The organism is uncultured Roseovarius sp. (assembly GCF_963972555.1).
Lineage (GTDB): Bacteria > Pseudomonadota > Alphaproteobacteria > Rhodobacterales > Rhodobacteraceae > Roseovarius > Roseovarius mucosus.
Window position 1 is genome coordinate 121,200 of the sequence record NZ_CAXAUM010000005.1, and the last position, 26,231, is coordinate 147,430.

27 protein-coding genes, 1 tRNA gene and 1 other annotated feature are annotated in these 26,231 nt (G+C 64.2%); of the genes, 8 read left to right on the forward strand and 20 right to left on the reverse strand.

What is annotated here, in order from left to right; all coding sequences use genetic code 11:
• Window positions 1-190 precede the first annotated feature (190 nt).
• A complete protein-coding gene (locus tag AACZ65_RS06950) occupies window positions 191-784 on the forward strand; it encodes a sigma-70 family RNA polymerase sigma factor (protein ID WP_206018419.1) in 594 nt (197 codons plus the stop codon).
• A 10-nt stretch (window positions 785-794) separates the two neighbouring features.
• Entirely contained in the window at window positions 795-1,445 is a 651-nt protein-coding gene (locus tag AACZ65_RS06955; RefSeq protein WP_339669290.1) for a ChrR family anti-sigma-E factor, read from the forward strand.
• A gap of 77 nt (window positions 1,446-1,522) precedes the next feature.
• Here the strand turns inward: AACZ65_RS06955 and AACZ65_RS06960 are convergent, their stop codons facing one another.
• Entirely contained in the window at window positions 1,523-2,743 is a 1,221-nt protein-coding gene (locus AACZ65_RS06960) for a bifunctional alpha/beta hydrolase/OsmC family protein (RefSeq protein WP_339669292.1), read from the reverse strand.
• Between the two features lie 190 nt (window positions 2,744-2,933).
• Here AACZ65_RS06960 and AACZ65_RS06965 point away from each other — a divergent pair, with 190 nt between their 5' ends.
• Together AACZ65_RS06965 and AACZ65_RS06970 are read left to right on the forward strand one after the other, a co-directional pair.
• Window positions 2,934-3,671 (forward strand): GGDEF domain-containing protein, encoded by a 738-nt coding sequence (locus AACZ65_RS06965; protein WP_339669295.1) that lies wholly within the window; start codon window positions 2,934-2,936, stop codon window positions 3,669-3,671.
• Window positions 3,672-3,750: 79 nt separating this feature from the next.
• Window positions 3,751-3,966: a hypothetical protein gene (locus AACZ65_RS06970; protein ID WP_339669298.1), complete on the forward strand. Its 216-nt coding sequence runs from the start codon at window positions 3,751-3,753 to the stop codon at window positions 3,964-3,966.
• 117 nt (window positions 3,967-4,083) lie between these two features.
• Here the strand turns inward: AACZ65_RS06970 and dddP are convergent, their stop codons facing one another.
• Both dddP and hemE read right to left on the reverse strand, forming a co-directional pair.
• Window positions 4,084-5,427 carry a dimethylsulfonioproprionate lyase DddP gene (gene dddP / locus AACZ65_RS06975; RefSeq protein WP_339669301.1) on the reverse strand — a complete coding sequence of 448 codons (1,344 nt, stop codon included), beginning with the start codon at window positions 5,425-5,427 and terminating at the stop codon, window positions 4,084-4,086.
• Between the two features lie 249 nt (window positions 5,428-5,676).
• On the reverse strand, window positions 5,677-6,711 hold the full coding sequence (gene hemE / locus AACZ65_RS06980) for a uroporphyrinogen decarboxylase (RefSeq protein ID WP_339669304.1): 1,035 nt from the start codon (window positions 6,709-6,711) through the stop codon (window positions 5,677-5,679).
• 94 nt (window positions 6,712-6,805) lie between these two features.
• Between hemE and hemC the strand changes: the two genes are divergently transcribed.
• Complete coding sequence (gene hemC, locus AACZ65_RS06985) at window positions 6,806-7,753, forward strand: hydroxymethylbilane synthase (RefSeq protein WP_339669307.1); 948 nt, start codon at window positions 6,806-6,808, stop codon at window positions 7,751-7,753.
• Between the two features lies 1 nt (window position 7,754).
• On the opposite strand, the gene AACZ65_RS06990 is transcribed toward hemC, so the two are convergent.
• Window positions 7,755-9,194: an FAD-binding oxidoreductase gene (locus AACZ65_RS06990; RefSeq protein ID WP_339669310.1), complete on the reverse strand. Its 1,440-nt coding sequence runs from the start codon at window positions 9,192-9,194 to the stop codon at window positions 7,755-7,757.
• Window positions 9,195-9,285: 91 nt separating this feature from the next.
• Here AACZ65_RS06990 and AACZ65_RS06995 point away from each other — a divergent pair.
• Both AACZ65_RS06995 and AACZ65_RS07000 read left to right on the forward strand, forming a co-directional pair.
• Window positions 9,286-9,362: transfer RNA gene (locus AACZ65_RS06995), tRNA-Met, on the forward strand.
• Window positions 9,363-9,470: 108 nt separating this feature from the next.
• Complete coding sequence (locus tag AACZ65_RS07000; protein WP_339669313.1) at window positions 9,471-10,076, forward strand: urea carboxylase-associated family protein; 606 nt, start codon at window positions 9,471-9,473, stop codon at window positions 10,074-10,076.
• 43 nt (window positions 10,077-10,119) lie between these two features.
• On the opposite strand, the gene AACZ65_RS07005 is transcribed toward AACZ65_RS07000, so the two are convergent.
• The 4 genes from AACZ65_RS07005 to AACZ65_RS07020 all read right to left on the reverse strand — a co-directional run bounded on the left by AACZ65_RS07005 (window position 10,120) and on the right by AACZ65_RS07020 (window position 16,252).
• Complete coding sequence (locus AACZ65_RS07005; RefSeq protein WP_339669316.1) at window positions 10,120-10,974, reverse strand: universal stress protein; 855 nt, start codon at window positions 10,972-10,974, stop codon at window positions 10,120-10,122.
• Between the two features lie 14 nt (window positions 10,975-10,988).
• Entirely contained in the window at window positions 10,989-12,479 is a 1,491-nt protein-coding gene (locus tag AACZ65_RS07010) for a SulP family inorganic anion transporter (protein WP_339669319.1), read from the reverse strand.
• Window positions 12,480-12,542: 63 nt separating this feature from the next.
• Window positions 12,543-12,600: a sequence feature (sul1 is cis-regulatory element that is thought to sense ions involved in sulfur or methionine metabolism; They are found in Alphaproteobacteria), on the reverse strand.
• A gap of 84 nt (window positions 12,601-12,684) precedes the next feature.
• Window positions 12,685-15,201: a cation:proton antiporter gene (locus tag AACZ65_RS07015; RefSeq protein ID WP_339669322.1), complete on the reverse strand. Its 2,517-nt coding sequence runs from the start codon at window positions 15,199-15,201 to the stop codon at window positions 12,685-12,687.
• Between the two features lie 85 nt (window positions 15,202-15,286).
• On the reverse strand, window positions 15,287-16,252 hold the full coding sequence (locus AACZ65_RS07020; protein WP_339669325.1) for a calcium/sodium antiporter: 966 nt from the start codon (window positions 16,250-16,252) through the stop codon (window positions 15,287-15,289).
• A gap of 201 nt (window positions 16,253-16,453) precedes the next feature.
• Between AACZ65_RS07020 and AACZ65_RS07025 the strand changes: the two genes are divergently transcribed.
• A complete protein-coding gene (locus AACZ65_RS07025; RefSeq protein WP_339669328.1) occupies window positions 16,454-17,074 on the forward strand; it encodes an exopolysaccharide biosynthesis protein in 621 nt (206 codons plus the stop codon).
• An 18-nt stretch (window positions 17,075-17,092) separates the two neighbouring features.
• Here AACZ65_RS07025 and hypE read toward each other — a convergent pair whose 3' ends face one another.
• The 12 genes from hypE to AACZ65_RS07085 are packed head-to-tail and all read right to left on the reverse strand — an operon-like array spanning window position 17,093 to window position 26,057.
• Window positions 17,093-18,115, reverse strand: coding sequence for a hydrogenase expression/formation protein HypE (gene hypE, locus AACZ65_RS07030; protein WP_339669330.1), 1,023 nt, complete (start codon window positions 18,113-18,115; stop codon window positions 17,093-17,095).
• A gap of 58 nt (window positions 18,116-18,173) precedes the next feature.
• Window positions 18,174-19,310, reverse strand: a complete 1,137-nt coding sequence (gene hypD, locus AACZ65_RS07035) for a hydrogenase formation protein HypD (RefSeq protein WP_339669333.1) — start codon at window positions 19,308-19,310, stop codon at window positions 18,174-18,176.
• A complete protein-coding gene (gene hypC, locus AACZ65_RS07040; protein WP_339669336.1) occupies window positions 19,307-19,597 on the reverse strand; it encodes a HypC/HybG/HupF family hydrogenase formation chaperone in 291 nt (96 codons plus the stop codon). Before hypC (AACZ65_RS07040) ends, hypD begins: the two co-directional genes overlap by 4 nt.
• Before the next feature lie 3 nt (window positions 19,598-19,600).
• Window positions 19,601-21,085 (reverse strand): sigma-54 dependent transcriptional regulator, encoded by a 1,485-nt coding sequence (locus tag AACZ65_RS07045; RefSeq protein WP_339669339.1) that lies wholly within the window; start codon window positions 21,083-21,085, stop codon window positions 19,601-19,603.
• A 3-nt stretch (window positions 21,086-21,088) separates the two neighbouring features.
• On the reverse strand, window positions 21,089-21,922 hold the full coding sequence (gene hypB, locus AACZ65_RS07050; RefSeq protein ID WP_339669342.1) for a hydrogenase nickel incorporation protein HypB: 834 nt from the start codon (window positions 21,920-21,922) through the stop codon (window positions 21,089-21,091).
• A complete protein-coding gene (gene hypA / locus AACZ65_RS07055) occupies window positions 21,922-22,263 on the reverse strand; it encodes a hydrogenase maturation nickel metallochaperone HypA (RefSeq protein ID WP_339669345.1) in 342 nt (113 codons plus the stop codon). The genes hypB and hypA overlap by 1 nt, the downstream gene beginning before the upstream one ends.
• Complete coding sequence (locus tag AACZ65_RS07060; RefSeq protein ID WP_339669348.1) at window positions 22,256-23,107, reverse strand: hypothetical protein; 852 nt, start codon at window positions 23,105-23,107, stop codon at window positions 22,256-22,258. Before AACZ65_RS07060 ends, hypA begins: the two co-directional genes overlap by 8 nt.
• Window positions 23,108-23,111: 4 nt before the next feature.
• Window positions 23,112-23,888 carry a [NiFe]-hydrogenase assembly chaperone HybE gene (gene hybE / locus AACZ65_RS07065; protein WP_339669351.1) on the reverse strand — a complete coding sequence of 259 codons (777 nt, stop codon included), beginning with the start codon at window positions 23,886-23,888 and terminating at the stop codon, window positions 23,112-23,114.
• Window positions 23,885-24,718, reverse strand: a complete 834-nt coding sequence (locus AACZ65_RS07070; RefSeq protein WP_339669353.1) for a hydrogenase expression/formation protein — start codon at window positions 24,716-24,718, stop codon at window positions 23,885-23,887. The genes hybE and AACZ65_RS07070 overlap by 4 nt, the downstream gene beginning before the upstream one ends.
• A gap of 12 nt (window positions 24,719-24,730) precedes the next feature.
• The gene (locus AACZ65_RS07075) at window positions 24,731-25,111 is read right to left on the reverse strand and encodes a hydrogenase accessory protein (RefSeq protein WP_339669355.1); all 381 of its coding nucleotides are present in this window, start codon (window positions 25,109-25,111) and stop codon (window positions 24,731-24,733) included.
• A gap of 13 nt (window positions 25,112-25,124) precedes the next feature.
• Complete coding sequence (gene hypC, locus AACZ65_RS07080; protein WP_339669357.1) at window positions 25,125-25,445, reverse strand: HypC/HybG/HupF family hydrogenase formation chaperone; 321 nt, start codon at window positions 25,443-25,445, stop codon at window positions 25,125-25,127.
• Between the two features lie 3 nt (window positions 25,446-25,448).
• On the reverse strand, window positions 25,449-26,057 hold the full coding sequence (locus AACZ65_RS07085) for a HyaD/HybD family hydrogenase maturation endopeptidase (RefSeq protein WP_339669360.1): 609 nt from the start codon (window positions 26,055-26,057) through the stop codon (window positions 25,449-25,451).
• Between the last annotated feature and the right edge of the window lie 174 nt (window positions 26,058-26,231).

The window sequence follows — 26,231 nt, forward strand, 5'->3', positions numbered from 1 at the left end:
GTTTGTCTGCGTTCATACCCATCATTACGGGCCGAAACCGCAAACGGATTAGATTGTTTTTCGTAGGTCCTTCAGGTTTTTTTCATCCGGCGGTGATCCACCATGAACCGCATCGCGTAACTCGTCCATGTTAAACGATGCCACCCTCCTTCTTGATCCTCCCCCCTCGCCGGTGCCTATGGCCCGTGCTATGAGGCGCGGGACAACGGGCAAACGGGCGGGACCGGCACAGGTGACAACGGCACGAGAGACTGAGAATACCGATTGGGTGGCCTGTATCGCGGCCATTCGCGATCAGGGGGACGAGGCCGCCTTTGCCCGGCTCTTCGCCCATTTCGCCCCACGGGTTAAGGCATTTTTGATGCGCTCCGGCGCGGATGCCACGCTCGCCGAGGAATGTACCCAAGAGGTCATGTCGACCCTCTGGCAAAAGGCGCATCTCTTCGATCCCACCCGTGCCTCTGCCGCCACCTGGATTTTCACCATTGCGCGGAACCGTAAAATCGACGCGCTGCGCAAGCAAAGACGCCCCGAACCCGAGGATTTGCCCTGGGGCCAGGACCCGGAACCCGACCAGGCCGACGTGCTCGCCCTGCAACAAGAAAGCGATCAACTGGGGCGCGCCATCGCCGCCCTGCCCGCGAAACAGAGGGAATTGATCGAAAAGGCCTATTTTGGCGATCTCAGCCATTCCGAGATTGCCGCGGACACGGGCCTGCCGCTCGGCACGATCAAATCCCGCATCAGACTGGCGCTCGACCGACTGCGCCACGCAATGAAGTAAAGTGTATGTCATGACCAGAAACCAGATCACCCATCACCTGACCGACGCCCTCCTGATGGCCTATTCGGCAGGGACTTTGCCCGAGGCGTTCAACCTCACGGTGGCCACACACCTGTCACTGTGCGACGACTGCCGCGCCCGGGCGGCGGCCTTTGATACCGTGGGCGGCGCGATGATCGACGGCGCAGACACAGTCGAACTGGCCCAAGACAGCCTTGCCGCCACCATGGCACGCATCCGCGCCAGCAAACCACAGCACGAGACACCAGCCCCCCGCGCCGGTCTCTTTCCGGCCCCCTTGCGCGACTACGTGGGCGGTGATCTCGACGCCGTGCGGTGGCGGCCCGTCGGCATGGGCGTGAAACAGGCGATCCTGCCCACCTCTCGCGCCGCGACAGCCCGGCTGCTGTTTATCCCGGCAGGCGCTGCAGTGCCCGACCACGGCCATCGCGGCACGGAATTGACCCTCGTGCTGCAAGGGGCCTTCTGCGATGAGGTGGCGCGCTTTGGCCCCGGCGACATCGAGGTGGCCAACGAAGAGCTGAACCACACCCCCGTGGCCGAGATCGGGGCCGATTGCATCTGTCTGGCCGCGACCGACGCGCCTCTGCGCTTCCGCTCTCTCATGCCGCGCCTCGCGCAACCCTTCCTGCGGATCTGAGCGCTCCCCGCTCAGCGCTTGCCCCCGTGTGCGCCCTGTTCTCCAGCCAGGGCGCGCGCGGGGGCGGCAAACAGGTTTCACTCCATATCAACAACCCGCGTTTCCACGCGCGATGATTTTTCCAGCGTGCGATGCACCGGGCATTTGTCCGCAATCTCGCGCAGCTTTTGGCGCTGAATGGCGGTGAGATCTCCCTCCAGCCGGATCACCCGGGTAAAGACATCCACCTTGGCCTCGCCCCGCGCGTCGGCATCCTGCGCATGCACCTTGTCATGGCACACATCGACGCTCACATGCGTGAGCGCCCAGCCCTTGCGCCGCGCATACATCCGGATCGTCATCGAGGTGCAGGCCCCCAGCCCCGCCGCCAGAAACCCATAGGGCGACATGCCGCGATCCGTGCCGCCATAGGCCACCGGCTCATCCGCCAGCACATGATGCGCAGGGCCGGCGTTCACATCCTGAAGGAACCCCTCCGCATCCGCCTCGCTCACCCGCACCACGCCTTCGGGCGCACCGGGCGGCGGCGCGGGCACGCGCATGTCCAGATAGCGCGGCGCCCAGGCGGCAATCACCTGCGCCGCATATTCGGCATCCTCCGGGCCGGTGATCAGATGATCCGCCCCATCGAGCGTGACAAAACTCTTGGGATGTTTCGCCGCTCGGAAAATCTCTGACGCATTCTCGATCCCCACCACCGCATCGCGTGGCGCGTGCAACACCAAGAGCGCCCGGTGCAACCCCGCGATCTTGGGACCAAGCACCTCGGCGCGCACATCCTCGACAAAGCCGCGCCCGATGCGAATATCCCGCCCCCCGAGACGGACTTCGGCCACGCCCTCTGCCTCGATTCGCCCCAAGGCATCCCCGAAATTCTGCGTCACATGGCCGGGATCGAAGGGCGCCCCGATCGTCACCACCGCCCGCACCGATTTGATCTGCCCCGCGGCCGCCAGGACCGCCGCCCCGCCCAGGCTATGCCCGATCAGCAGCCCCGGCGCCATGCCCCGCGCCTCCAGCGCCGCCGCCGCCCGCTCCAGATCCGCGACATTCGACGAAAAGGACGTGTTCTCGAACTCGCCCCCCGAATGACCCAAGCCCGTGAAATCAAAACGCAGCACCGCGATCCCCGCCCCCGCCAGACGCGCCGCGATCCGCCGCGCGGCGGGAATATCCTTGGAACAGGTGAAACAATGCGCAAAAAGCGCCGTCGCCAGATGCGGCCCCTCCGGCAGGTCCAGCCGCGCCACAAGGTCATGGCCGCCATGGCCGGGAAATGTCAGGCGTTCGGTGGGCATGTCACATCCTCCGCATTCCACCACCCCAGACTATGCAGCCGCAGCGTGGATCACCACCCCACCCCGCCCGATGTCACGCGAAGGTGAGGCTCTGTGGCATTTGCCTAAAACCCGGCCCATTCCGCCGCCCGTGCCCAACCCTTCCTTAACCGAGCCGCGCGATGCTCGGATCTGCAAAGAGGGGCGGAACATGCGCACAGAGATCGAAACAACGGGCGATGTGCGGCGTTTCGCGGCGCTGGTCTGCCTCTGCGTTCTGGCGGCCGACGCCCTGCTGCGCGGCCTTGCGCTTTTGCCCGGCGTTGTTCCCACGCTGATGATCGCGGCCCCGCTCGCCTATGCCATGGGTCAGCGCCTCCGGACACATCAGCGGCATGCTCAGGCCCTCGAACAAGCGCTGCATCACGATTCGCTCACCGGCCTGCGCAATCGCGCCAGCCTGCACGCCAGCGTGCCCGGCGACAGCCTCCGCCCCTGCGCCTTGATCTTGGCCGACATCGACCAGTTCAAACGCTTCAATGACCGCCATGGCCATGCCGCCGGCGATCTGGCGCTACACCACTTCGCGACCCTCCTGCAGGCCAATTGCCGCAAGAGCGATCTCGCGGCCCGCATGGGGGGCGAGGAATTCGTGATCCTGATGCCGGCAACCACCATGGCGAATGGTCACCTCGCCGCTCAGCGCCTCGCCCGCCGCATCCGTCAAAGCCCGGTTTTTCTCGATACCGGCCCGCAAACCCTCACGGCGAGCTTCGGCGTGGCCGCGCTCTTGGCTGGCGATACGCTCGACGCAGGGCTGCAACGCGCCGACCGCGCGCTCTACCGCGCCAAAGCTGCCGGGCGCGACCGCGCCTGCCTGCACGACCCGGCGCTCGACACGCCTCCGACCAGGCCGCAAAGCACCGCGCAAATTCATCACAATGCGTGATTTAAAATCCTACATAAATTCGTTTCTGGAATTTATACCCAGCACCTATCTCTGGTCCACCCAACAAAAGGATCGGACCATGCCCCAAAACCTCTGCCACAACGCCAGCGCTCCGGACCGCGCCCCGCAGGCACCCGCGCTTGTGCCCATCGCCGCCATCCTGCTCGCGGCCTTGACCGTCGCGGCTCTGGCCCCTGCCCCACCAGCCGAAAACACCACTCAGCCCCCGGCCCTCGAAGACTGGCACGGCAATGTCCTGCGCTCGCATTGGACAGGCGCGGGTCAGCCCCGTTAGAGCAGCTTGCGTCTGATCGAGCTCACATCGCCCCGGGCTTGACCCGGGGCCTCCACGCCTCGGCGAGGTCCCGGGCCAAGCCCGGGACAGGTGTGTTTCGATCGAGCGCAACGCGCCCTAAGCGGCCCCCATCAACGCCGCATCGAACGGATAGCGCGTCAGGTTCTCATAGCCACCTTCCGTGATGAGAACCTGATCCTCCAGCTTGATCGAGAAATCGCTGCCCGCCTCGCTCACCAGCGCCTCAACACAGAGCACCATCCCCGGCTCCAGCGCATAATCGAACGCGCCCGCCACAGCCTTGTCGGCATAGGCAACAAGCGGCCACTCATCACAGAGGCCCACGCCATGCATCATGCAGCCGTATTTCTGCGCCTGATACTTCTCCTCCAACTGATGACAGCCCGCGATCAACTCCGGTATCGTCACACCGGGGCGCAGCATCGCCATATTGGCTTCGATATGCTCGCGCGCATGGCGCATCGCCGCCACCATATCGGGGCGCGGGGCCGCGTCGCCAATCCACCAGGTCCGGCTGATGTCGACGCAAATGCCGTAACTGCCGATCAGATCGGTATCAAAGGCCACGATCTCGTTATTCTGCACAATGCGTGGCCCACATTCCTGAAACCACGGATTCGTGCGCGGCCCGCTCGCCAAGAGGCGCGTCTCGATCCACTCGCCACCGCGCCGGATATTCTCGGCATGCAGCACCGCCCAGATATCATCCTCGCTGACCCCGCCTCCCGGCACCGCCTGCCGGGCAAACCGCTCCATCTCCGCCACCGCCGCCTCGCAGGCGTGGCTCGCACAGCGCATGGCCTTGATCTCGTCCGGTCCCTTGATGGCGCGGGTCTTTTCCGTGACCTCTTCTCCTTCCATGATCGTCAGCCCCTGCGCCTCCAGCGCGCGCAGCCCGTGCAGCATCACCTTGTCCACCGCCAGCCGCCGGTTGCCGGGGCAATGCTCAGCCAAGAGTGCGGCCACATCGCGGGCAAAGACATCGGCGGCCACATCCACCTTGTCGCCCCGGTCGAAATAGAACAGGTCCGCCCCCGACCGCGCCTCGCGCACCAGCGGATTGAACCGCGACAGAAACGGCGAATTCTTGTAGTCCCAGATTACCATATAGCCATCGGCACAGAGCAGCACGGCACGAAACGGGTTATGCGTGTTCCACAGCTGCATATTGGTGCTGTCGGTCGCATAGCGGATATTGAGCGGATCGAACAGCAACAGCCCGGCATAGTCCCGCGCCCCAATCGCCGCCGTCAGCCTCTCCCAGCGGAATTTCCGCATCGCGGGCAAATCCGGCAGTTCCAGCCCCGCCACCGCCCATTCGCCATAGGCCAGTTGCGTAGGTCCAATTTCCACCCGGTCGGCGTCATTGGGCGTGCCATCGCCCAGCGTGCTGCCCCGGCTTGGATCAATCTTGCGCGTGTCTCGGTAGTGTCTGTTCATCGCCAGGTCCTCCGACATCCAGACTGTGACCGGTCCCCCGGCTTGGCGCGCTCAGTGGCGACATCGCCTATGGTCGCATTTGGCGCGGGATGCGGGTGGCGGATGGGTCATGGGCATGGTCTGCTCCTGTGCTGCAACCTGCCACGACCGTGCCCAAGACATCTTAAAAAATCGTTGACGTTCCGAAACTGACCGGCCCGCCGCCCGCGACCTTACAAAATCCCCTGACAAACCTTACGTTTTGTAAGGTCAACCGCCCCGAACCGTGTCGATCATCAGTTGCACATTGTCCGGGTCCGCATCAGGCGTGATGCCATGGCCAAGGTTGAAAATATGCGGGCCGCCCCGGAACGCCTCGACAATCTTCCGGGTCTCGCGCACCAGTGCCTCTCCACCCGTAACCATATGGGAAGACTTGAGATTTCCCTGAACGCAGCCATCCTTCTGGACGTTTTCCGCCGCCCATTCCGCGCTCACAGAATCATCGACCGCCACGCAATCAGCACCGGTTTTCGCATGGAATCCCATATAGTTATCGCCCGCTTCTCGGGGAAACGCGATCACTGGAATGCCCGGATGCCGCGCCTTCAGCTCTGAAATGATCCGCTTGGCCGGTGCGACCGCATAGTTCTCGAAATCGTCACCTTTCAGCGATCCGGCCCAGCTGTCAAAGAGCTTGATCACCTCTGCGCCCGCCGCGATCTGCGCTGAGAGGTATTCAATCGTTCCCGCCGTCAGAATCTCGATGATCCCCTCGAAAACCTCTTTGTTTTCAGCCTTGAGCGCATGCGCTGGGCCCTGATCTGGCGTCCCGCGCCCGGCGATCATATAGGTCGCCACCGTCCAGGGCGCACCCGCGAATCCGATCAACGTCGTTTCCTCGGGAAGTGCCCCGGCAAGGTTGCGCACGGTCTGATAGACCGGATTTAACGCCTCGTGAATCTCGTCCACGGGTTTCAGTTTTTCCAGCCCCGCCCGGTCCGTAATGGTCGAGAGCCGCGGTCCTTCGCCCGTCACAAACCACAAATCCGCCCCAAGAGCCTGCGGCAAAAGCAGAATATCAGCAAAGAGAATCGCCGCATCAAACCCGTATCTGCGGATCGGTTGCAGTGTAACTTCGGTCGCCAAGTCACTGTTATAGCACAAGGAAAGAAAATCACCCGCCTCTTCCCGCGTGGCCCGGTATTCCGGCAAATAGCGCCCTGCCTGCCGCATCATCCAGATGGGCGGTGTGGGCAGGGTTTCCCCGGCGAGGGCTCTCAGAATGGTCTTTTGCGCGGGCATCTTGTCCTCCGTTTTGTCTGTGGTCGCCTTGACACTTCCAGATGTCAAGCGTCAGGCGCTTGCCACGTCGCTTTGTCACGTCTAAACCTGCGCCATGACACGTGATTTGCCCACCCCGTCCCACCCGCTCAAGATCGGCACCCGCGGATCGCCTCTGGCCCTTGCTCAGGCCCACGAGACGCGCGCGCGCCTCGGCGCGGCCTTTGATTTGCCCGAAGAAGCCTTTGAAATCGTTGTTATAAAGACGACCGGCGATCAGATCATCGACCGCCCCTTGAAAGAGATCGGCGGCAAGGGTCTCTTTACCCGCGAAATTGAACAGGCGCTTTTGACCGGCGACATCGACATCGCCGTGCACTCGATGAAGGACATGCCCGTCCTGCAACCCGAGGGGCTCTTGCTTGACACCTACCTGCCGCGCGAGGACGTCCGCGACGCGTTTGTCTCGCCTTCCGCGCGCTCTCTGGCGGATTTGCCCGCAGGCTCGCTTGTCGGCACCTCCTCCTTGCGGCGCAAGGCCCAGGTTCTGGTCGCCTATCCGCATCTCGAGGTTGTCGAGTTTCGCGGTAACGTCCAGACAAGATTGAAGAAATTGGCCGACGGCGTGGCCGCGTGCACCTTTCTCGCGATGGCCGGTCTCAACCGCCTTGGCCGATCCGAGGTGGCCACCTGCGCGATTGAGGCGGACGTCATGCTGCCCGCCGTGGCCCAAGGGGCGATTGGCATCGAACGCCGCGCCGACGACCATCGCGCCGCCGATATGCTGGCCGCCATTCACCACAAGGAAACCGGCCAACGCCTTGTTTCTGAACGCGCTTTCCTTGCAGCCCTTGATGGCTCCTGCGAGACGCCGATTGCCGGTCTGGCCGAACTCAGCGGCAATACCTTGCGTCTGCGCGGCGAAATCCTGCGACCTGATGGCAGCGAGAGCCTGACAGACGACCAATCCGCCCCGATCGAGGACGGGGCCGAGTTGGGTCGCGCCATGGCCGCCAAACTGCTCGCGGCGGCCGGCCCGGGATTTTTCGACTGGCGTAGCTAACCTACTGATCCGGAATTAGTTTTCCGGGGTTCATGATCCCGTTCGGGTCCACCGCCGCTTTGATCGCACGCATCATCGCAAGAGCGGCGGGGTCTTTATGCGCTGCCATCGCGGGCAGTTTCGACAGGCCGATGCCATGTTCCGCCGAAAAACTGCCGCCAAGGGCGATCACTTCGCGCTCCACCGCCTCTTGCACCGCCCGGCACAGCGCCGGATCATCACGCGAGGGCCAGCCGACATAGTGCAGATTGCCATCGCCCAGATGTGCAACACCAGTGTTTTCTATATCTGGATCAATTGCTTGGCTGACACTTTGAATGCGCGCGATCAGCTCTTCCATCCGGTCTGTCGCCACCGCGATGTCATTCTCGACCACCGGCTTGCGCACGCGCAGAATTTGGGCCGAGGCCTCGCGCCGAGCCCAGATTTCCGCGCGCTGCGCCTCACTCTGTGCCACAACAGCGTCGAGAATCAGCCCTTCCTCGTAAAACCCCGCCAGAACCGCCTCAAGATGGGCCGAGATCGGCACAGTACCTGAAGCATCCGGCATCACATCCCGCGGCGCCCGCCCACCCAACTCTACCAAGACATTGACATCATAAGACTTTTCAAACGGCGGCCGCATCTGCGGAAACCGCTGCAACAACACCGTCAGAAACGAACGCGGTATATATTCAAACGCCTCCACCGCACCGCCCGTCTCGTCTTGCAAACGATGCAGCAACCGGAGCGCCGCCCCGACCGTGGGCACGGCCACCATCGCCGTGGCATAGGCACGCGGGCGCGGAAAGAGTTTGAGCACCGCCGCCGTGATGATCCCGAGCGTGCCTTCCGCCCCGATCATCAGATGGCGCAGGTCATAGCCCGAATTGTTCTTGTGAAGCGCACTCATCAGGTTCATCACCTCGCCTGTCGGCGTCACCACCTCCAGCCCCAGGCAGAGATCGCGCGTATTGCCATAGCGCAGCACATTCGAGGCGCCCGCATTGGTCGAGAGCACACCGCCCACCATCGCCGACCCGCGCGCCCCGAAACTGAGCGGAAAGATCAGGTCATGCTCTGCCGCCGCCGCATGCAGCGTGGCCAGGATCACCCCTGCCTCAACCACCGCCACCCGCGCATCGGCCCGAATCTCGCGAATGGCCGACATCCGGTCGAGCGAGAGCATCAGCGCCCCCTCCGCCACCGTTCCCTTGACGAGGTTGGTATTGCCCGACACCGGCACGATGGGCAGCCGCCGAGCATTGGCCAGCCACACCAGCGCCGCCACCTCGCCCGTATTCGCAGGTCGCGCCACCGCAAGAGGCTGCCATTGGGTCAACCCCGGCCAGTCCTGCGACCACTGCGCGGCCTCTGCCCCGGCCGCCACATGCGCGGCACCGACGATTGCGGCGATTTCGTTGAGAATGGCGGGGTTATAACCTGTCATGGTCGGGATCATGAAACAAACCCCGCCCCACCACAAGTGCGCGAACCCCGCCATTTTCGCCCTTGACGCTTGGCGCGGGCTGTCTTACCTAGCCGCACGGTTTGGCGGAGTAGCTCAGTTGGTTAGAGCAGCGGAATCATAATCCGCGTGTCGGGGGTTCGAGTCCCTCCTCCGCTACCAATCCCTCCCAAAGACACTCCCAACTATCGCGAAAGTGACCCATGATTTGTCCTTGGCATGGGGCCGCAAGCTGTTAGCTTATCTTTAGCTGTCAGGAAAGGCGCAGGCATGTCTCCCACCCTCCAAACCATACCCGCCCGGCGCGGCAAGGCCACGCGATTGAGCGCCGGAGAGGCTGTTCGCATCGTAAACACCCATGGCGCGCAGGTGGTGGATACCTGGGCTTTCAGCGCCGATGACATGGGCGAATTCATGTCAATGGAACATATCCGCCCCACCTTAGGCCGCATCTTTCCCACGGCGGGCGACGCGCTTGTCACCAACCGCCGCCGTCCCATTCTGATGTTCGAAGAAGACAGTTCCATGGGCCGCCACGACACGCTGATCGCCGCCTGCGACGATTATCGCTACGGGCTCTTGGGCTGCACGGACTATCACGACAACTGCACCGACAACCTGCACGCCGCCCTGCGCCAGTTGGGCCTGAGCAGCGCCGAGACACCCAGCCCGCTGAATCTCTGGATGAATATTCCCGTCGATCCCGAAGGGCACACCTCTTGGGGCACGCCCCTCAGCAAGCCGGGGGATTTCGTCGTGCTGCGCGCGGTGATGGATTGCGTGGTGGCCATGTCGGCCTGCCCGCAAGACATCCTGCCGATCAACGGGGCCGCCTGCGTGCCGACCGAGGCGCATTTCGAGATACTGGGGCGCTAACGACCGTTTGACCCTCGACCAGGAGTCAGCCTGTCAGCCCCAGTCAGCGAAGCAGAACCACCGGCACTTTGCAAGACCGCACCATCTCCGTCGTGGTCGAGCCGATGATCAGGCTGCGGATGCGGCTGTGGCCATAGGCGCCCATCACCACCATGTCGAAACCCGCCTCGTCCACCAGCTTGCCAAGCGCGGTTTCGGGCTGTCCTGCGATCACGCCAGTCTCGGCCACGATCCCCGCCGCGGCCAAGAGCGCACGGGCATCCTCCAGCCCCTTCTTGACCTCCGGCGTGGCCGCGCCCACCGTGACCACATGCACCCTCAGCCCCGCAAAGAGCGGGCTGCGCGCGATGTGATCCACGGCCTTCATCGCCGAGGTGCCCCCGTCATAGGCCAGCAACACCTTCTCAATGGGCCGAAAGGCCCGGGCCGCAACAAAGACCGGCTTGTGACAAGCGCGCACGATCCGCTCAAGGTTCGATCCCAGATGCCCTTTGGCAAAATCCGCCGCCTCGCCGCGTTTGCCGATCAGGATCACGCGCGCCTCCTGTTCGACCTCGGCGACCGTCTCGACGATATCGCCATGGCGCAACCGCGTGGTTACGTCGGTCACGCCCGCCCCCTCCAAGAGGGCGTGCGCATCGTCCAGAATGGCCCGCCCCCGATGCGCCACCAACTTGGCGCGTTGCGCGTCTAGCGCTGCCAGTTCCTCCAGTAGCGCCGTGCGCGCACCCAGCCGGATCGACCCCGACAGGTCAGAGGTCTCTGCCCCCTCGCGCCGCCCCAAGACATGCAAGAGCTCAACCGGCGCACCGGTACGCTCTGCGATCCACGCCGCATGTTCGCAGACCGAGGCCGAATAGATCGAGCCATCGACCAAGGCGATGATCTTGTCCGTCATGTCGCTCTCCTCCCTCAATGCTCCATCAACTTGTCGATGGCCCCCGGCTTGTCATGTTCCGCCAGCTTGTCCACGATGGTCTCAGAGGCCGCATTCATGCCGCGGATTTCCACCTCGGCCCCGTCACGGCGGAATTTCAATACCGCCATGTCGAGCGCCTGCACCGATGAAATATCCCAGATATGCGCCGCACTCACGTCGATCACGACCTTCTCAAGCGCCTCACGAAAATCAAAGGCATTCATGAAATCCTCGACGGAGCCATAGAAAAGCTGCCCCTCTACCCGGTAAATGCGTTCGCGCCCATCCTTTGAAATCTCTGACGTAACCCGGAAAAGCTGCGCGATCTTGCCGGCAAAGAAGATGCCCGACAAGAGCACCCCCACCAGCACCCCGATGGCGAGGTTGTGGGTATAGACCACTGTCACCACCGTCGCGATCATCACGATCGAGGACGAGCGCGGATGCTCGCGCAGGTTCCTGATCGAGGACCAGGAAAACGTGCCGATCGAGACCATGATCATGATCGCCACCAGCGCCGCCATCGGAATGAGGCTGACCACATCCCCCAGACCCACCACGAGGATCAGCAGGAACAGACCCGCCACAAAGGACGACAGTCGCCCGCGCCCGCCCGACTTGACGTTGATGATCGACTGCCCGATCATCGCACAGCCCGCCATGCCGCCGATAAACCCGGTGGCGCTATTGGCAATCCCCTGCCCGATCATCTCTTGGCTACGGTTCGATTTCGTGTCGGTCAGATCGTCGACGATATTCTGGGTCATCAGGCTCTCGAGCAGCCCCACGACCGCCACCGCCACAGAATAGGGCAGAATGATCATCAGCGTTTGAAACGTCAGCGGAATGTCGGGGATCAGGAATACCGGCAATGTGTCGGGCAGCGCGCCCATGTCGCCCACGGTACGCACATCTAGGCCAAGTGCGAGCGTGAGCGCTGTCAGCACGATGATCGTCACCAGCGGCGATGGAACCGCCTTGGTCAAAAGCGGGAAAAGGTAAATGATCCCCAGCCCCGCCGCGACCAACGGATAAGTGATCCAAGGCACGCTCCGCGGATCGAGTTCCGGTAACTGCGCCATGAAGATCAGAATAGCGAGCGCGTTGACGAACCCGGTCATCACCGATTTCGACACATAGCGCATCACGAACCCCAGCCGCAGCACCCCCATCCCGATCTGAATAAGCCCGGCCAGCACCGTTGCAGCCAGCAGGTATTCCAGCCCGAAATCCCGGACCAGTGTCACCATCAAAACCGCCGTTGCCGCAGTAGCGGCGGAAATCATGCCGGGCCGCCCACCGGTGATCGCCGTGATCACAGCAATCGAGAAACTGGCATAAAGCCCAATCTTCGGGTCCACGCCCGCGATGATCGAAAAGGCAATCGCCTCTGGGATGAGCGCAAGCGCCACCACCAGACCCGAGAGCAGATCGCCCCGGATATTGCCAAACCATTGCGCCCGATAGGCATCTATTGAAATCATGTGAAATCCGTCCCTGATCCGGCCAGCCGGTGCGCGGCCCGATTGTGCATCTTGATAGGGTTCAATGATCCGGCGGATAGGCGGCCGGAAGAGCCACCCGGGGCTTGCACCCGGGTCCATGCGATTATCGCCGGCGTTTAACGGACCCGCCCCCGGATGCCAAGCCCTTATTGCCGCAACGCGGCAATGGTGGGTCGCGGGGCCTTTAGTCTTGTGCGATCAACTCCGGGATGATGAAGGCATCGGTCTTGACCCCGCGCGCCTTGGCGCTTTGACGCACCGCCTCTTGCAACCCCGCGCTGCGCTTGAGCAGCCGCCGAAACCGCGCCTCGTCCAGCACCAGCAAGGTCGAGGAGGAGATCGCCGTTGCCGCCGTGCGGCGCGGTTTCTGCATCAGGATGGCCATCTGGCCAAACATCTCGCCCCGTCCCAAACGCCATGTCTGCCCCGCAACCGCCAGTTCCACGGCGCCAGAGGCGATAAAGAACACGCGCCGCGCGGGCGTATCCTTGCGCAGGATCACATCGCCCTCGTTGACATAGCGCGTGCGCAGCGCGCGCGTCAGTTGCCGCAAACTGCGCTCGTCGAGATCGGCAAAGAGCGGGAATTGCCGCACCAGTTCGGCCTTTTGCACGGCCACGTCCAGCTTGGGGCGTTGTTCCTCGCGCAGGCGGCGCGTGGCAATATCCTGCATCAAGGCCACGTGCAGTTCCGCGCCGATCAGCCCATCCTCACGCAACATGCCATATTCGCGCTCTTCCAGCCGCAGCGCGGTGCGGCGAATGAACCGGCGCTCCAGTTCCTCGGCATAGCCGGGATATTGCAGGCGCAGCCCCTCAAGTGCGGTTTCCACCGCCTCTTGCCGCCGCGCCAGCAGCTCGTGCAAGAGGTCGGCCACCCGCTTGCCATGGATGCGCCGGATACGCCCGTCGATGAACCCGCTCAGGTCGCGCAGGATCAGGCGCTGCGACAGCAGCACCTCGAACCGGTCCGCCGTCATCAGCGCCAGAGGACGCGAAATCCGCAACCGATTGTTCAGCAGCACCGCAAAGCGAAAGGCGCGCCCAAACCGCAGACTGCGCCGCGCCGCGCGTTGATAGCCGGTGCGCCCACCCGAGCGGGTCGCCTCGATCAACCGATCCGCCTCGGTCAGGATCTGCTCCGACAACCGCGCCGAAATCGCCTGTTCGCGAAACCGCGCCAGAATGGTATCGCGCTCTGCCCCCGAAAGGGCAATAAGCCCCAGCGTGATGCGGTCGCGGTCCTGTATTTCGGCCCCTTCTTCGGCGGTCTCGACCGCCCGGTCCAGCCGCTCGGCAAAGCGCTTGGCCTCCGAACGCACCGTTTCGCGCGTCAGTTCATAATTCTCGGCGGTGCGCGCCACATCCGCACGCACGGTCTGAAGCGCCACGGCGATCACCTGATTGCTCAACGCCTGATCCAGCGGCGAGAGGCGATCCAGTCCCAATCGTCCGATCACCCATCGGAGCGTCGTGCCCTGCACCAACAGCGTAAAGAGGGTAAAGCCGGTGGCCAGAATACCCACCAACCGCTTGACCTCGACCGGCACCCGGAAACTCTCGGTCACGGCAAGGGCAAGCGCCAGCGTGACCGCGCCGCGCAATCCCCCCCAGAGGATTGCCACACGATAAGGCCGCTCCACCACAGGAGAGAGCCGCAGAAAGCTCAGCACCGGCATGAGACCAAAGAGGATCACCGCCCGCGCCGCGATGGCCGCCGCGATGACCACAAGGATCAGCACGAAATCCCCTGCCCGCACCTCCTCCAGCAGGCGCGGGATCAGGAGCGCGGCAAGGATAAAGATGAGCGCCCCCGCCCAATGCGCCAGCAAATCCCAGACCTCGCGCAGGTTGGTCCAGATCAGCGGCGGCAATCGCGCGGGCCCCGTGAGGTTCAGTGTGAGCCCCGCCGCCACGACCGCGATCACACCCGAGGCCCCGATGCTCTGTTCCGCACCGATATAGGCGAGATAGGGCAACGCGACCGAGACCGAGATCACCGCCAGCTCGTAGCGCGCCATCAGCGCCATCAGCCACACGGCGATCCGCGCGATCAGCCAGCCCGCCACGGCCCCACCTGCGATCAGCACCGGAAACTGCGCGAGGGCGTCCTGAAAACTCGGGTCCGGAACCCCCAACATCACGAACGCCATGAAGAGACCAAAGAGCGCAATGGCCGCCGCGTCATTCAAGAGGCTCTCGCCCTCGATGATCCGCGACAACCGGCGCGGTGCCGAAATCGAGCGGAAAATCCCCACCACCGCCGATGGGTCCGTCGTGCTGACAATCGCGCCGATCAGCAGGCAGGCCACCAGAGGCAGCGCACTGGCCCAGGCCAAGGCATAGCCCACCGCCAGCGTCGCCACCACGACTGCCACCACCGCCAACACCAGAATTGGCACCCAGTCGTCCATCATCCTGCGCGGGTTGACCCCAAGCGTGACCTGAAAGAGCAGCGTTGGCAGAAAGACGTAAAGAAACACGTTCGACCGGATCGGCAGCCCCAGAATGGCCTCGGCCACCGGATTGAGCGCATCGGTCAATTCGGTGCGCAGGAAAAAGATCGCCCCCACCCCGATCAACATCCCCAGACAGGCGAGAATCACGCTATAGGGCAGCCGCAGCCGCGCCGCCAAAGGGTCAGCAGCCGCAATGACCAAGAAGAGCGACGCAATGATCGTCGTGACAAGAACAATATCCATATCCCTGAAATAGCTGGAATTTCAGGAATTGGGAATCGAAGCTTGCCCATCACGGGGCAGGTTTTCGCCGGGGTACGCGCTCGGCTCAGGCGACCATGCCGCCGGCAAAGAGAAACACCATATAGGCCGCATAAATCGCCAGCATCGCAGCACCCCAGATCCGGCCAATCCCGCGCGTGGCAAAGAGCAACGCCAAGAGCAAGAGCGCCGCCCCCAGCATCACCGGCGTGTCGATCTCGCGAAACCGCGCGCTGACCTCGATAGGTTGGATCACCACCGTCACCCCTAGAATGGCCAGGATGTTAAAGATGTTGGAACCGATCACATTGCCCAAGACCACATCGGATTGCCGCCGGATCGCGGCAACGATAGCGGTCGCCAGTTCCGGCAAGGAGGTGCCGACCGCGACCAGCGACAGCCCGATCACCGCGTCGGGCACGCCAAAGACACGCGCAATGTTCACCGCCCCCTCGACCAACAGATCCGCGCCGAGCACCAGCGCCGCGATACCGCCCAAGGCCAGCAGCACTGGCAACCAGGGCCGCCCAACGGGCAGACCTTCGAACGCCTCCGCCTCATGCTGGAATGTCTGCGCCGAACGGTCACGCCGCTCCAACCAGTAGCTCGCCACCAGATAGCCAACCATGACCAGCAACATGGCGATCCCTTCCATCCGGCTGATCACTGCACCTTGCACCAGCGCAAAGGCAGTGAGACTGACAAGCGTCGCCACCAAGGCCTCGCGCACCGCCGTGCGGGCCCAGCCCATGATCGGTGCAATCACCGCCGCCAAACCGAGGATGAGCAGGATATTGGCGATGTTCGAGCCCACGACATTGCCAAGCGCGATTTCCGGCGCCCCGTCGAGGGCGGCATTGACCGATACCAGCAACTCGGGCGTCGAGGTGCCAAAGCCCACGATCACCAACCCGATCAAGAGCTTGGATACGCCCATCCGCTCGGCCATGGCCACAGCGCCCCGCACCAGCGCCTCCCCACCCACGAACAACAACACGAGGCCTGCAGCCACGAGCATCAAATCCTGCGCCATCTGGAATATTGCCTTGTCCTGAGCGCCCCGGCCCCTGCCCGCGCGCACCATCGCCAGAGCTAGGTGCGCCGCCCCCCAAAGATAAGGGGGCGCAACACATTTCGATGTCTATTCGTCATCATTCCCGACTAGACACAAAGCAGCGATTGAATTCGGGCGCAGAGCATCCGATATGTCGCCCGGGATTGTGAGAGGCGCAGCATGACAGGCAAAAAGGCCAAGCGGAAACGACCGTCGCTGTCGCTTCCGATCCTGCGAACCTCGCGCGCCCAGCATCGCGCCGGAACACTGACCCTGGGCACCCTGCTCACCGCCTTGGGCGAGACCTCTTTCGGCTGGGCCATCGTGGTGTTTTCACTGGTCACGCTCTTGCCGCTGCCCCCCGGCACCACGCTCTTGACCGCCCTGCCCTTGCTGGTCACGACCGGCCAGATGTTCTTGGGCTATCCGCATGTCCGCCTGCCTCGGGTGCTCTCAGGCCTGCGCATAGATCAGGATCGGCTGCGACGCGGCGTGCTGCGGCTACGTCCCATCACGCGGCGGCTCGAACGTATTCTTAGGCCGCGCTACATCACGCTCTTTGCGCGCCGCAACGAGCGTCCACTTGGCCTTGTACTCTTCGTGATCGCCTTCGCGCTTTTTCTGCCGGTGCCGCTCAGCGGCTGGTTCCCGGCGGTCTCGCTCTTCACCGTGGGCGTGGGCATCGTCGAACGCGACGGGCTCGTCACCTTCTTCGGCCTCATTCTGGGGGCGCTCTCGGTGCTGCTGACCGTCACCATCATCCTGTCGCTGGCGGCAGGGGCGGACGCAATCCTGCATTGAGAGAGCCGCCCCCGCGCCTCAGCAGATGCGCGGCAATTGCTCTCCCACCAGCATATCGACGATCCGTGCTCCGCCAAAGAGCGTGCGCATCGTGACCTGCCCGGCGCGGCCCGGCATCACGCGGCCAATCGCCACCGCCCCGGTGCCATCGGGGCGCGCGCGCATCGCCGCCAGGGCCGCCTCGGCCTCGGCCTCGGGCACGACCACCACCACGCGCCCCTCATTGGCCAGATAGAGCGGATCAAGCCCAAGGATCTCGCACATCCCGCGCACTTCTGTGCGCAGCGGCAAAACCGCCTCGTCGATCTCGATCGCCAGGCCCGCCGCCGCCGCCATCTCATTGAGCACCGAGGCCACCCCACCCCGCGTCGCATCGCGGGCCGCGCGTATGCCCGGCGCCGCCGCCAGGACAGCCTCCATCAGATGCCCCAATCCCTGACAGTCCGACACGAGATCGGCCGACAGAGCCATATCTCCCCGCGCCGCCAGAATCGCCGCGCCGTGGTCGCCCAGCACGCCATTGACCAGCACCACATCGCCCGCGCAGATATGAGCCGCCTGCAAATCACGCCCCGGCGGGATCACCCCCACACCGGCGGTGGTCACGAAGAGCTTGTCGGCCATGCCGCGCCCGACCACCTTGGTGTCGCCTGTCACGATGCGCACCCCCGCCGCCTCGGCCTCGGCCTGCATCGAGGCCACGACCCGCCGCAAGAGCGCCACTTCGGTCCCCTCTTCGATGATGAACGCCGCCGACAGCCAGAGGGGCCGCGCGCCCCCCACCGCCAGATCGTTGACCGTGCCGCACACCGCGATGGTGCCAATATCGCCGCCCGGAAATTCGACCGGATCGACCACGAAACTGTCTGTGGTAAAGGCCAGCCGCGCGCCCGGTTCTTGCAATCCCGCCGCTATCAGCCGCGCCTGATCTTCCATCATCTCGGGCGCAAAGACCGAAGTGAACACCTCTTCGATCAGATCGCGCATCGCCGTGCCGCCACCGCCATGGGCCAGCGTGACCCGCGTATCCCTCAAGCTCATGTTTTCATCTTTCCATAAATACTCCGGACGAGCGCCACAGGCGCGGGGGCTGCGCCCCCTAGACCGCCTCGGCCCGCGCGCCGCCATATTGGTAATAGGCAGCACAGGCCCCTTCCGAACTGACCATCAGCGCGCCCAAAGGCATCTCAGGCGTGCAACCGCGCCCGAATTGCGGACAGGCCACGGGCTTGATCCGTCCCGTCATCACCGCTCCGCAGGCGCATCCCTCGGGCTCGGGCACGTTGCGGCGCGCGGCACCATAGCCCACGCCGAATTTCACCTCCGCGTCATAGGCGGCATAGGCGGGGCGGATACGCAGACCGCTTGCGTCAATCTCGCCCAGACCCCGCCACTCGAACGAGGGGCGCGGCTCGTAGACATCGGCCATCGCCGCCAGTGACACCGGATTGCCATGTTCAGGCACCACGCGGGCATATTGGTTTTCCACCTCCGCCCGCCCGTCGCGGATCTGTTCCAGCACCATCAGCACCGATTGCAAGAGGTCGAGCGGCTCGAACCCCGCGACAACGATGGGCTTGCCATAATCGCGGGCAATGAAATCATAGGGATGGATGCCGATCACCATCGACACATGCCCCGGCCCGACAAAACCATCAAGCCGCATGTAGGGATCATCAAGCAGCGCCTTGATGGGCGGCGGCACGGTGATGTGATTGCAAAAGACGCTGAAATTCGCCAGCCCCTCGGCCGCCGCCGCTTGGATCGACAGCGCCGTCGAAGGCGTCGTCGTCTCGAACCCCAGACCAAAGAAAACAACCTCGCGCGCCGGGTTGCGCCGCGCGATTTCCAGCGCATCGAGCGGCGAATAGACCATGCGAATATCCGCGCCCTCGGCCTTGGCCTGCAACAGGCTCTTGCGGCTCCCCGGCACGCGCATCGCATCGCCAAAGGTGGTAAAGATCACACGCGGGTCTTCGGCCAGTTCGACACATTCATCGACCCGCGCCATCGGCAACACGCAGACCGGACAGCCGGGGCCATGGATGAAATCCAGCCCCTCCGGCACCAGCTTGTCGAGACCATAGCGAAAGATCGCATGGGTATGCCCGCCGCAAATCTCCATGATCCGCTTGGGGTTTTCCGCCGTGGCCCCGATGGCGGCGGTCACATCGGCAATCTTGTCCAACAGCGCGCGCGCAGCCCGGGGATCGCGAAACTCGTCGGCATATTTCATATCTGACCCTCCAGTGCCGCATCGCCCGCCGCCATCGCCTCCAGCGTTTCCTGCGCCTCGCCCAGGCCCCGCAGCGCCTCCAGCGTCTTGGCGGCCTCGTCCTCGTCGATCACCGCCATGGCAAAGCCCACATGGATGAGCGCCCATTGCCCCACGAGATCCTCAAGCGGCCCCTGCGCGATACAGGCCACATTGACCGCACGCCGCACGCCCGCCACCTCGGCCATGGCCATCATCCGGGCGGCATCCGTCACCGCAACGATCTGACCGGGTATACCCAGACACATGGCTCACTCCTCCTCTGATTGGGGGTCGGATTGGGGCACCTTGCCCGGTTCCTCGATCCCGTAGCGCTCGATCTTGGCGCGCAGGCCCACGCGGCTCAGGTCCAGCTCCTGCGCCGCGCGGCTCTTGTTCCATTTCAGCCGCGTCAGGGTCTCGCGCAGGATACGCGCCTCGACCTCTTCCACCCGATCCTTGAGCGTGCCACGCCCCGCCAGCACCGCATCCAGCGCCAGATCGGGCCGCGCTCCCGGTGCCGCCTGCAGGATATGCCGCGAAATCAGCTCCGGCCCCAGCAGGCTGACTTGCGAAAAGATCAACATCCGCGTGATCTCGTTTTCCAATTCGCGCAGATTGCCGGGCCAGTCATAGCCCGCCAGAAACCGGATCGCATCCTCCGACAGACCATGCACCGGCTTGCCATGCGCCGCCGCCGCCTCGAACAAGAGGCTTTGCGCCAGAATGCCCAGGTCCCCCGGCCGCTCGCGCAGCGGCGGCACCTCAAGCGTGGTGCGCGCCAGCGCATGATAGAGATCGGCGCGAAACCGCCCCTCTGCCACCTCGGCGCGCAGGTCGCGATCCGCCCCCCCCAAAAGGCGCAGATCGACCCGTTGCGTCTCATGGCTGCCTAGTGGGCGAAATGACCCCTCGCGCGCCACGCGCAAGAGCGCCAATTGCATCCGCGGGCTCAGCCCAGCCAGACCATTGAGAAACAGCGTCCCCCGATCCGCCTTCTGCAAGAGCCCCACCTTGCCGGTCTGAAGCCCCGCAATCGCCCCGCGCCGCGCGCCGAAAAGCTCAAGCTCCAGAATATCATCCTCGACCCCGGTGCAGTCGATTTCCTGAAACGGCCGATCCGCCCGCAAAGAGCCGTAATGCATCGCCCGCGCCAGCGCCGCCTTGCCGGTGCCCACCTCGCCGGTGATCAACACCGGCACATCGAAGCTCGCATATTGCCGCGCCTGCGCGATCACCGCATTGAGCGGCGAATTGGGCGCGCGCAACACCTTTTCAAAGCCCAGCCCCTCGCGCAGCGCCCGGCGCTGCTGCTCCAGCTTGCTTTCGACATTGCGCGCCAGATAGCGCATCTCCAGCGACATCCGCTCATGCTCGCGGCTCAGGCGAAAGAGGTCGGCGGCATTCTTGGCGGTCATCAGCAGGTGATCGGGATGCCAGGGCTTGGTGACGAACTGATAGATGCCCGCCTCATTGATCGCCGCGATCATGTCATTGGTCTCGGTAAATCCGGTGATGATGATCCGCACCGCCTCGGGCCAGCGGTCGCGCACCTCGGTCAGGAACGCCACGCCAGAGCGCCCCGGCATGCGCTGATCGCAGAAGATCACCTGCACGTCATGCTCGGCCATCAACCGTGTGGCTTCCTCGGCGTCACTGGCCGTCAGGCACTCGAATTCATCCTCCAGCGCCATCCGCATGGCATTGAGCGAATGCGCCTCGTCATCGACCAGCAAGAGGGTGGGCAGCACCGCCATCTTCTACTCCGCCGCCGCGCGGTTGGATTTCTGCGCCAGCCTGCCTTGCAACCACCCCAACCAGCGGTCCATCCCTTCGCCGGTGCGCGCCGAGACGCGGATCACCTCCAGCCCCGGATTGACGCGGGTCAGATTGGCCTCGTAGAGGTCCAGATCGACATCGCAATGGGGGGCCAGATCGACCTTGTTCAGCAGCGCCAGCCGAGCGGCGGTGAACATGTCGGGATATTTCAGCGGCTTGTCCTCGCCTTCGGTCACGCTCAGGATCGCCACCTTGCAATCCTCGCCCAGATCAAAGGCCGCAGGACAGACCAGATTGCCGACATTCTCGATAAAGAGCAGCGAGGCGGGCGCGATGTCGAGATGCTCCATCGCATGGCCCACCATATGCCCATCCAGATGACAGCCCTTGCCGGTGTTGACCTGCACCGCCTGCGCGCCGGTGGCGCGAATGCGATCGGCATCGTTGGCGGTCTGCTGATCGCCCTCGATCACCGCCAGGGGCTGCGCGCCCAGGGCCTCGATGGTCCGGCACAGTAGCGTGGTCTTGCCCGATCCGGGCGACGAGACAAGGTTGATCGCAAACGCGCCCAATTCGGCCAGTCGCGCCCGGTTCGCCGCGGCATAGCGGTCATTCTTGGCCAGAATGTCGGTCTCGATCTCGATCAACCGCGCCTGAGACATCCCCGCCACCTCGACCCCGGCAGGCCCCTGGCCGAAATGCAGATCGCCATGGCCATGCCCGTGATCGTGGTGGTGGGGGTGATGATGGTGATGGTGCTCATGCCCATGATGCCCCTCGACCGATCCTGTCCCGCATCCGCAAACCGTGCACATCAGATCACCTCCATATCCTTGATCCGCATTTCATCGCCCCCCACCGGCATCAGCCGCCCGCCACCACAGAGCGGACAGGGCGACAGCCGCTCGGCAATCTCGACCTCAGCCACACAATCGTAGCACATGGCGCGACCGGCCAGGTCGATCATCTCCAATTGCGCCCCTTCCGCGACGCTGCCGCGCATCACCACGTCAAAGGCAAACTCCAACGCCGGTTTCTCGATACAGGCAAAGCGCCCGATCTCGACCCGCAGCACCTTGACGCGGGCAAAGTCATGCGCGCGCGCCTGATCCTCGATCACCCGGCGGATGCCCTCGACCAGCGACATCTCATGCATGATGACCCCCCTCCAGCGTGACCGGCGCGCAAGGATCGAGCAGATCGACCAAGAGCCTCGCCTCAGCATGCTTCGCCCGTGGCAGGCTGGCAAGCGCCTGCGCCATGATCCCGCCGTCAGCCATCAGGTGATCCGTCGGCGTGACCCGGCAGAGGTGCCGCACCCGGCCCGCCTCGACCTCGGCCCGCACTGCATAAAGGCCCCGCGCGGCGGGCGCGATCGCCACGCCCTCCGGGGTCAGGTGCGGCACGGGCAAATTGCCTTGCTCCGCGGCCTTTAAATCCAGCACCCGCGCCACCACCCGCCAGAGCGGCCCACGCCCATAGTGCCTCTCGACATGACGCATCACCGGATGCGCCAGATGCCGCGCCGCGATGGAATTCTCCTGCGCGGTCAGGGTCAGGCTTCGCGCGGGCGTGACCTCAGGCAAAACGCCGCAAACGCCCTCGCCCGGTGCAAACCGCGCCGCCACCGCGCGCAAGAGCGGTGCAATCCCGGCCTCGCCCCGCATGTAGTGCGAAAACCCCTCCGCATCGCCCGGAAATTCCCCGCCCAGCGCCTCCTGTCCTGCCTGCACCGGCAGGCCTAGGCGCACCGGCCAGACCACGCTCAGCTTCAACGCATGTTCGCGTGCGATCTCGGCTGCCAGCGCGCCGGTCTCGATCCTCTCCAACCCCAGCGCCATGCGCAGTGCCACGGTCTGTGCCACCCGGCACAGGTTGAAAAGACGCGGCAGCAGGTCGGCCACCTCCTCTACCGCGCGCCCCTCGACCAGACGCGCCAGCGGCAAGGGCGGTGAAGGCACCGCACGCAAACCGCTCATGGTCCGGTCAAGGTCCAGCATCGCCTCAGCCCTCGCTTGCCAGACCGGCGGAAATCACCTGCCGCCGCGTCGGGGCCTCGGGCAATGCCGGCGGCACCTCAATCGCCGCCAATTCTGCCTCGCGTGCCGCGCGAATATCGGCGGCGCGGTCGGTCTCGGCGCGGTGTTCGTCCTGAAAGAGCGCCACCATCACCGCCCGCGCCACATCGACGGCCTGCGCCTGGCTGCGAAACTCGCCCATTGGCGAAAAGAGCGAGCAGGCCTTGTAGCCCCCCACCATCTCGCGGACATTATGGATGAATTCATACTCGCCCGAGGCGAAAGCGATCACCTCCTTGGCCCCCGGCACAAGCGCCGACCAATCCTCGCCCTCGGCGGGCAATTGTACAAGGTTCATGAACCACGGGCTGATGAGCACCCCAAGCGGCCGCCCCTCGTGCATCTGGAATCCCACCGCCTGCACATGCAAGAGCTTGTTGACAATCGGCACGTCGCGCATCTTGCCATGCCAAACTTCGGTGAAATCCGTGACCAGCGCATGTGTCTTGGCCCCGATCATCGCCGCCTCGGCCAAGGCACCGTGGCCAAGGTCCTCGCCCACCAGGAATTGCTCCTTGGGCGCATCACAATTGGGGCATTTCCAATCCTCGGGCAGCGCCACAAAGGGCGTGCCTGCCTCGATCTGGCGCGTGTCGTCACCCTCCGCCGGGTCATAGGGCGTCCAGCAGATCTTGCATTCCATGATCGCCTGCGGGCTGATCTTGTCATTGGCCCCCAGATACGACCCCTCGAACCCGCTCATCGAATGGCCTCCAGCACTTCGAGAATGCGCGCGCCGCTATCTCCCAGATCCTCGGGTGCGGCCAGCGCCACCTCGGGCATGACCGTCACCTCGAACGTGTCGAGAATGAGCACATCCATCGAATTGTAGAACCGCACCCGCCAGACATGCGGCAACGCCGTCGCGGTAATGCGGCAATTGCCATAGCCCCGCGAGAGAATATCGACCGATCCCTGGCCAAGCTGCGCCTCCAGCCACTCCAGATCCGCCTCGGTATGGGGCAACAGCGTCAGGTTGATCACATGCACCTCGGTCCCCGGCGTGAACCGCGCCGATTTATCCTGCAGTTCGACCAAGAGCGGCGGCGCGTTCACCACCTGCGCGCTGCGCGGCACCTCACGCCCGGCCCGGCGCGGTACAAAGGCGCGGCTCAGCGCCTGTGCGGGCACCGCCCCGACCTCGATGGCATCGACGCCCGCGCCCTTCAGGCCCCAAACCCCGGCAAAGACACTCTCCTGAACCGCAATCGCCGGAATGTCGTGGATCTTGATCGCCACCTCTCCGGCCCCCATCGTCTCGGCAATCAGCGCGCGATTGGCGGCATCCAAACCCGACAGGTCAAACCGCCGATGGCCCCCGACGCGGCCGCACACCTCGGCGGCACGGGCAATCTCGCCCAAGAGATCCAGCGCGGGCATCAGGCGCTCGTCCACCTCGACCTCGGGCAGATGCGGGGAATAGGCGCGCATGTCCTGCGGCATCGGCAGATATTCCAGCGCCGCGCCCTCCTCGCCCAAGGGCTGCGATCCGGGGCCAAATCCGGTGGGCGGCAGGTGAAAATTGCTGACCATGTGATGCCCTCCTCAGGCGGCGTTGCTGCGGGTCAGGATCTGCGTGATCCGAGCCATGTAGTCATCCCAATCGCGCACCTTGGGCAGTGCGCCGATCACTTCGCCCGCACGATAGAAAATCAGGCTCGGCGTTTTCAGCACGCGGGTCGCCTCGCGCACCTCTGCCTCGATGGTGTCGCCCACCACGGCGCAATCGAACCGTCCCTGAAAGGCCATGCGCAATTCGGGCAGGATCACCGCCACATCGGCACTTTCCAGGTTGCGCGCGGGATCACCGGGCACAAAGAGCACATGCACCCCCTCGCGCGCGACATAGGCGGTCAGATCGTCGTGGCTCTCCAGACAGGGCCAGCCCAATTCGGCACTCAGCCGGTCAATCAACGGATGCGTCATGGCGTTCCCTCTCTCATGCGGTGGTCTTGCCCGCGACGCGGGCGGCTTCCAAATGCGACGGCAGGGCAGGCGCGCGCGCCTCGAGATCGGCAAAGGCATCGCCCATGCCGCCCCCCGCCATGATGGATTTGAGCGCGCGCACGGCGGCGGCGATCTTGACCGCCTCGGCCTCGTCCAGCACCTCGCGCGCAGCCCCCAGATGGGTCAGAACCCATGTGCCGGGGGCCAAGGCCCCTGTCAGCGTCAGATCAATCAGCGCCTCGCCCTCGCCATCCGTGGCGCGCGCGGCGATTCCGTCGACTGACAGAACCTGCATGGGAATCCCCACACACATCGCTCAGCCCTCACCGGGAAAGAATCGCGCATCGCCCACACGACAGGCGGCATCGGCACTCGGACGGCCCGCTTCATAGGCGTCCTGCCGGATCGACGGATCGGCCAGATAGGTGGCATCGCTCACACCGGGGCGCATCTCGATACCCCAGTCGCGCAGCCGCGCCAGCGCCACCTCGATGGCGGGATCAATCTGCGCCGCCACGACATCGCGCAGCCCCCCGCCGTAATCCTCCAACTCCTCGGGCTGACAGCCGATCAGCAACAGGTGCTCGGGGCAATAGCCCATCAATTGCGCCGTCGCGATCACATCCTGAAACCCGGTCTGATGCAGGCTCATCTTTTTCGCACCCATAAAGGCGGGCACGGCCTCGTCCTCGACGATCTTCATCGTGCCGGGGGACAGGCCGTAGTCCACCGCATCGAACACGATCAGCCGGTCGGCTGCCTCGAGAAACGGCAAGAGATAGAGCCCCTGCGTGCCACCATCCAGCACCGTCACGCCCGGCCCAAAGGACCAGCGCGCTGCCAACCGCTCGACACAGCGCACGCCAAAGCCCTCATCAGCCCAGAGCACATTACCGATGCCCAGTATCAGCACGCTCGGTTGCATGCCCCCCCCCCTCCATGCCAAAGCCTTCATTGCGCTCAGAATGGCCGCGACCGCATGCCAAAGAACACCAAAATCCGCTCCTCATGGGCTTATAAAAAGTGAATTAAAAACAGAGGATTAGCATTCAGGATCGCGCCAAGATGCAAAGTTACTTTTCATTATAACACCAAATCG

Excerpts from the sequence above, each read along its gene's own strand:
- AACZ65_RS07085 (WP_339669360.1), bottom strand. The coding sequence starts at position 26,057 with ATGCAACCGAGCGTGCTGATACTGGGCATCGGTAATGTGCTCTGGGCT.
- AACZ65_RS06960 (WP_339669292.1), bottom strand. The coding sequence starts at position 2,743 with ATGCCCACCGAACGCCTGACATTTCCCGGCCATGGCGGCCATGACCTT.
- AACZ65_RS07025 (WP_339669328.1), top strand. The coding sequence starts at position 16,454 with ATGACAGGCAAAAAGGCCAAGCGGAAACGACCGTCGCTGTCGCTTCCG.
- hemE (WP_339669304.1), bottom strand. The coding sequence starts at position 6,711 with ATGCCCGCGCAAAAGACCATTCTGAGAGCCCTCGCCGGGGAAACCCTG.
- AACZ65_RS07010 (WP_339669319.1), bottom strand. The coding sequence starts at position 12,479 with ATGATTTCAATAGATGCCTATCGGGCGCAATGGTTTGGCAATATCCGG.
- AACZ65_RS06965 (WP_339669295.1), top strand. The coding sequence starts at position 2,934 with ATGCGCACAGAGATCGAAACAACGGGCGATGTGCGGCGTTTCGCGGCG.
- hypB (WP_339669342.1), bottom strand. The coding sequence starts at position 21,922 with ATGTGCACGGTTTGCGGATGCGGGACAGGATCGGTCGAGGGGCATCAT.
- hemC (WP_339669307.1), top strand. The coding sequence starts at position 6,806 with ATGACACGTGATTTGCCCACCCCGTCCCACCCGCTCAAGATCGGCACC.
- AACZ65_RS07070 (WP_339669353.1), bottom strand. The coding sequence starts at position 24,718 with ATGGTCAGCAATTTTCACCTGCCGCCCACCGGATTTGGCCCCGGATCG.
- hypA (WP_339669345.1), bottom strand. The coding sequence starts at position 22,263 with ATGCATGAGATGTCGCTGGTCGAGGGCATCCGCCGGGTGATCGAGGAT.
- AACZ65_RS06950 (WP_206018419.1), top strand. The coding sequence starts at position 191 with ATGAGGCGCGGGACAACGGGCAAACGGGCGGGACCGGCACAGGTGACA.
- AACZ65_RS07045 (WP_339669339.1), bottom strand. The coding sequence starts at position 21,085 with ATGGCGGTGCTGCCCACCCTCTTGCTGGTCGATGACGAGGCGCATTCG.
- hypC (WP_339669336.1), bottom strand. The coding sequence starts at position 19,597 with ATGTGTCTGGGTATACCCGGTCAGATCGTTGCGGTGACGGATGCCGCC.
- AACZ65_RS07015 (WP_339669322.1), bottom strand. The coding sequence starts at position 15,201 with ATGGATATTGTTCTTGTCACGACGATCATTGCGTCGCTCTTCTTGGTC.
- hypE (WP_339669330.1), bottom strand. The coding sequence starts at position 18,115 with ATGAGCTTGAGGGATACGCGGGTCACGCTGGCCCATGGCGGTGGCGGC.
- AACZ65_RS07005 (WP_339669316.1), bottom strand. The coding sequence starts at position 10,974 with ATGACGGACAAGATCATCGCCTTGGTCGATGGCTCGATCTATTCGGCC.
- AACZ65_RS07000 (WP_339669313.1), top strand. The coding sequence starts at position 9,471 with ATGTCTCCCACCCTCCAAACCATACCCGCCCGGCGCGGCAAGGCCACG.
- hypD (WP_339669333.1), bottom strand. The coding sequence starts at position 19,310 with ATGAAATATGCCGACGAGTTTCGCGATCCCCGGGCTGCGCGCGCGCTG.
- AACZ65_RS06990 (WP_339669310.1), bottom strand. The coding sequence starts at position 9,194 with ATGATCCCGACCATGACAGGTTATAACCCCGCCATTCTCAACGAAATC.
- dddP (WP_339669301.1), bottom strand. The coding sequence starts at position 5,427 with ATGAACAGACACTACCGAGACACGCGCAAGATTGATCCAAGCCGGGGC.
- AACZ65_RS06970 (WP_339669298.1), top strand. The coding sequence starts at position 3,751 with ATGCCCCAAAACCTCTGCCACAACGCCAGCGCTCCGGACCGCGCCCCG.
- AACZ65_RS06955 (WP_339669290.1), top strand. The coding sequence starts at position 795 with ATGACCAGAAACCAGATCACCCATCACCTGACCGACGCCCTCCTGATG.
- AACZ65_RS07020 (WP_339669325.1), bottom strand. The coding sequence starts at position 16,252 with ATGGCGCAGGATTTGATGCTCGTGGCTGCAGGCCTCGTGTTGTTGTTC.
- AACZ65_RS07075 (WP_339669355.1), bottom strand. The coding sequence starts at position 25,111 with ATGACGCATCCGTTGATTGACCGGCTGAGTGCCGAATTGGGCTGGCCC.
- AACZ65_RS07060 (WP_339669348.1), bottom strand. The coding sequence starts at position 23,107 with ATGCTGGACCTTGACCGGACCATGAGCGGTTTGCGTGCGGTGCCTTCA.
- hypC (WP_339669357.1), bottom strand. The coding sequence starts at position 25,445 with ATGTGTGTGGGGATTCCCATGCAGGTTCTGTCAGTCGACGGAATCGCC.
- hybE (WP_339669351.1), bottom strand. The coding sequence starts at position 23,888 with ATGAGCGGGTTCGAGGGGTCGTATCTGGGGGCCAATGACAAGATCAGC.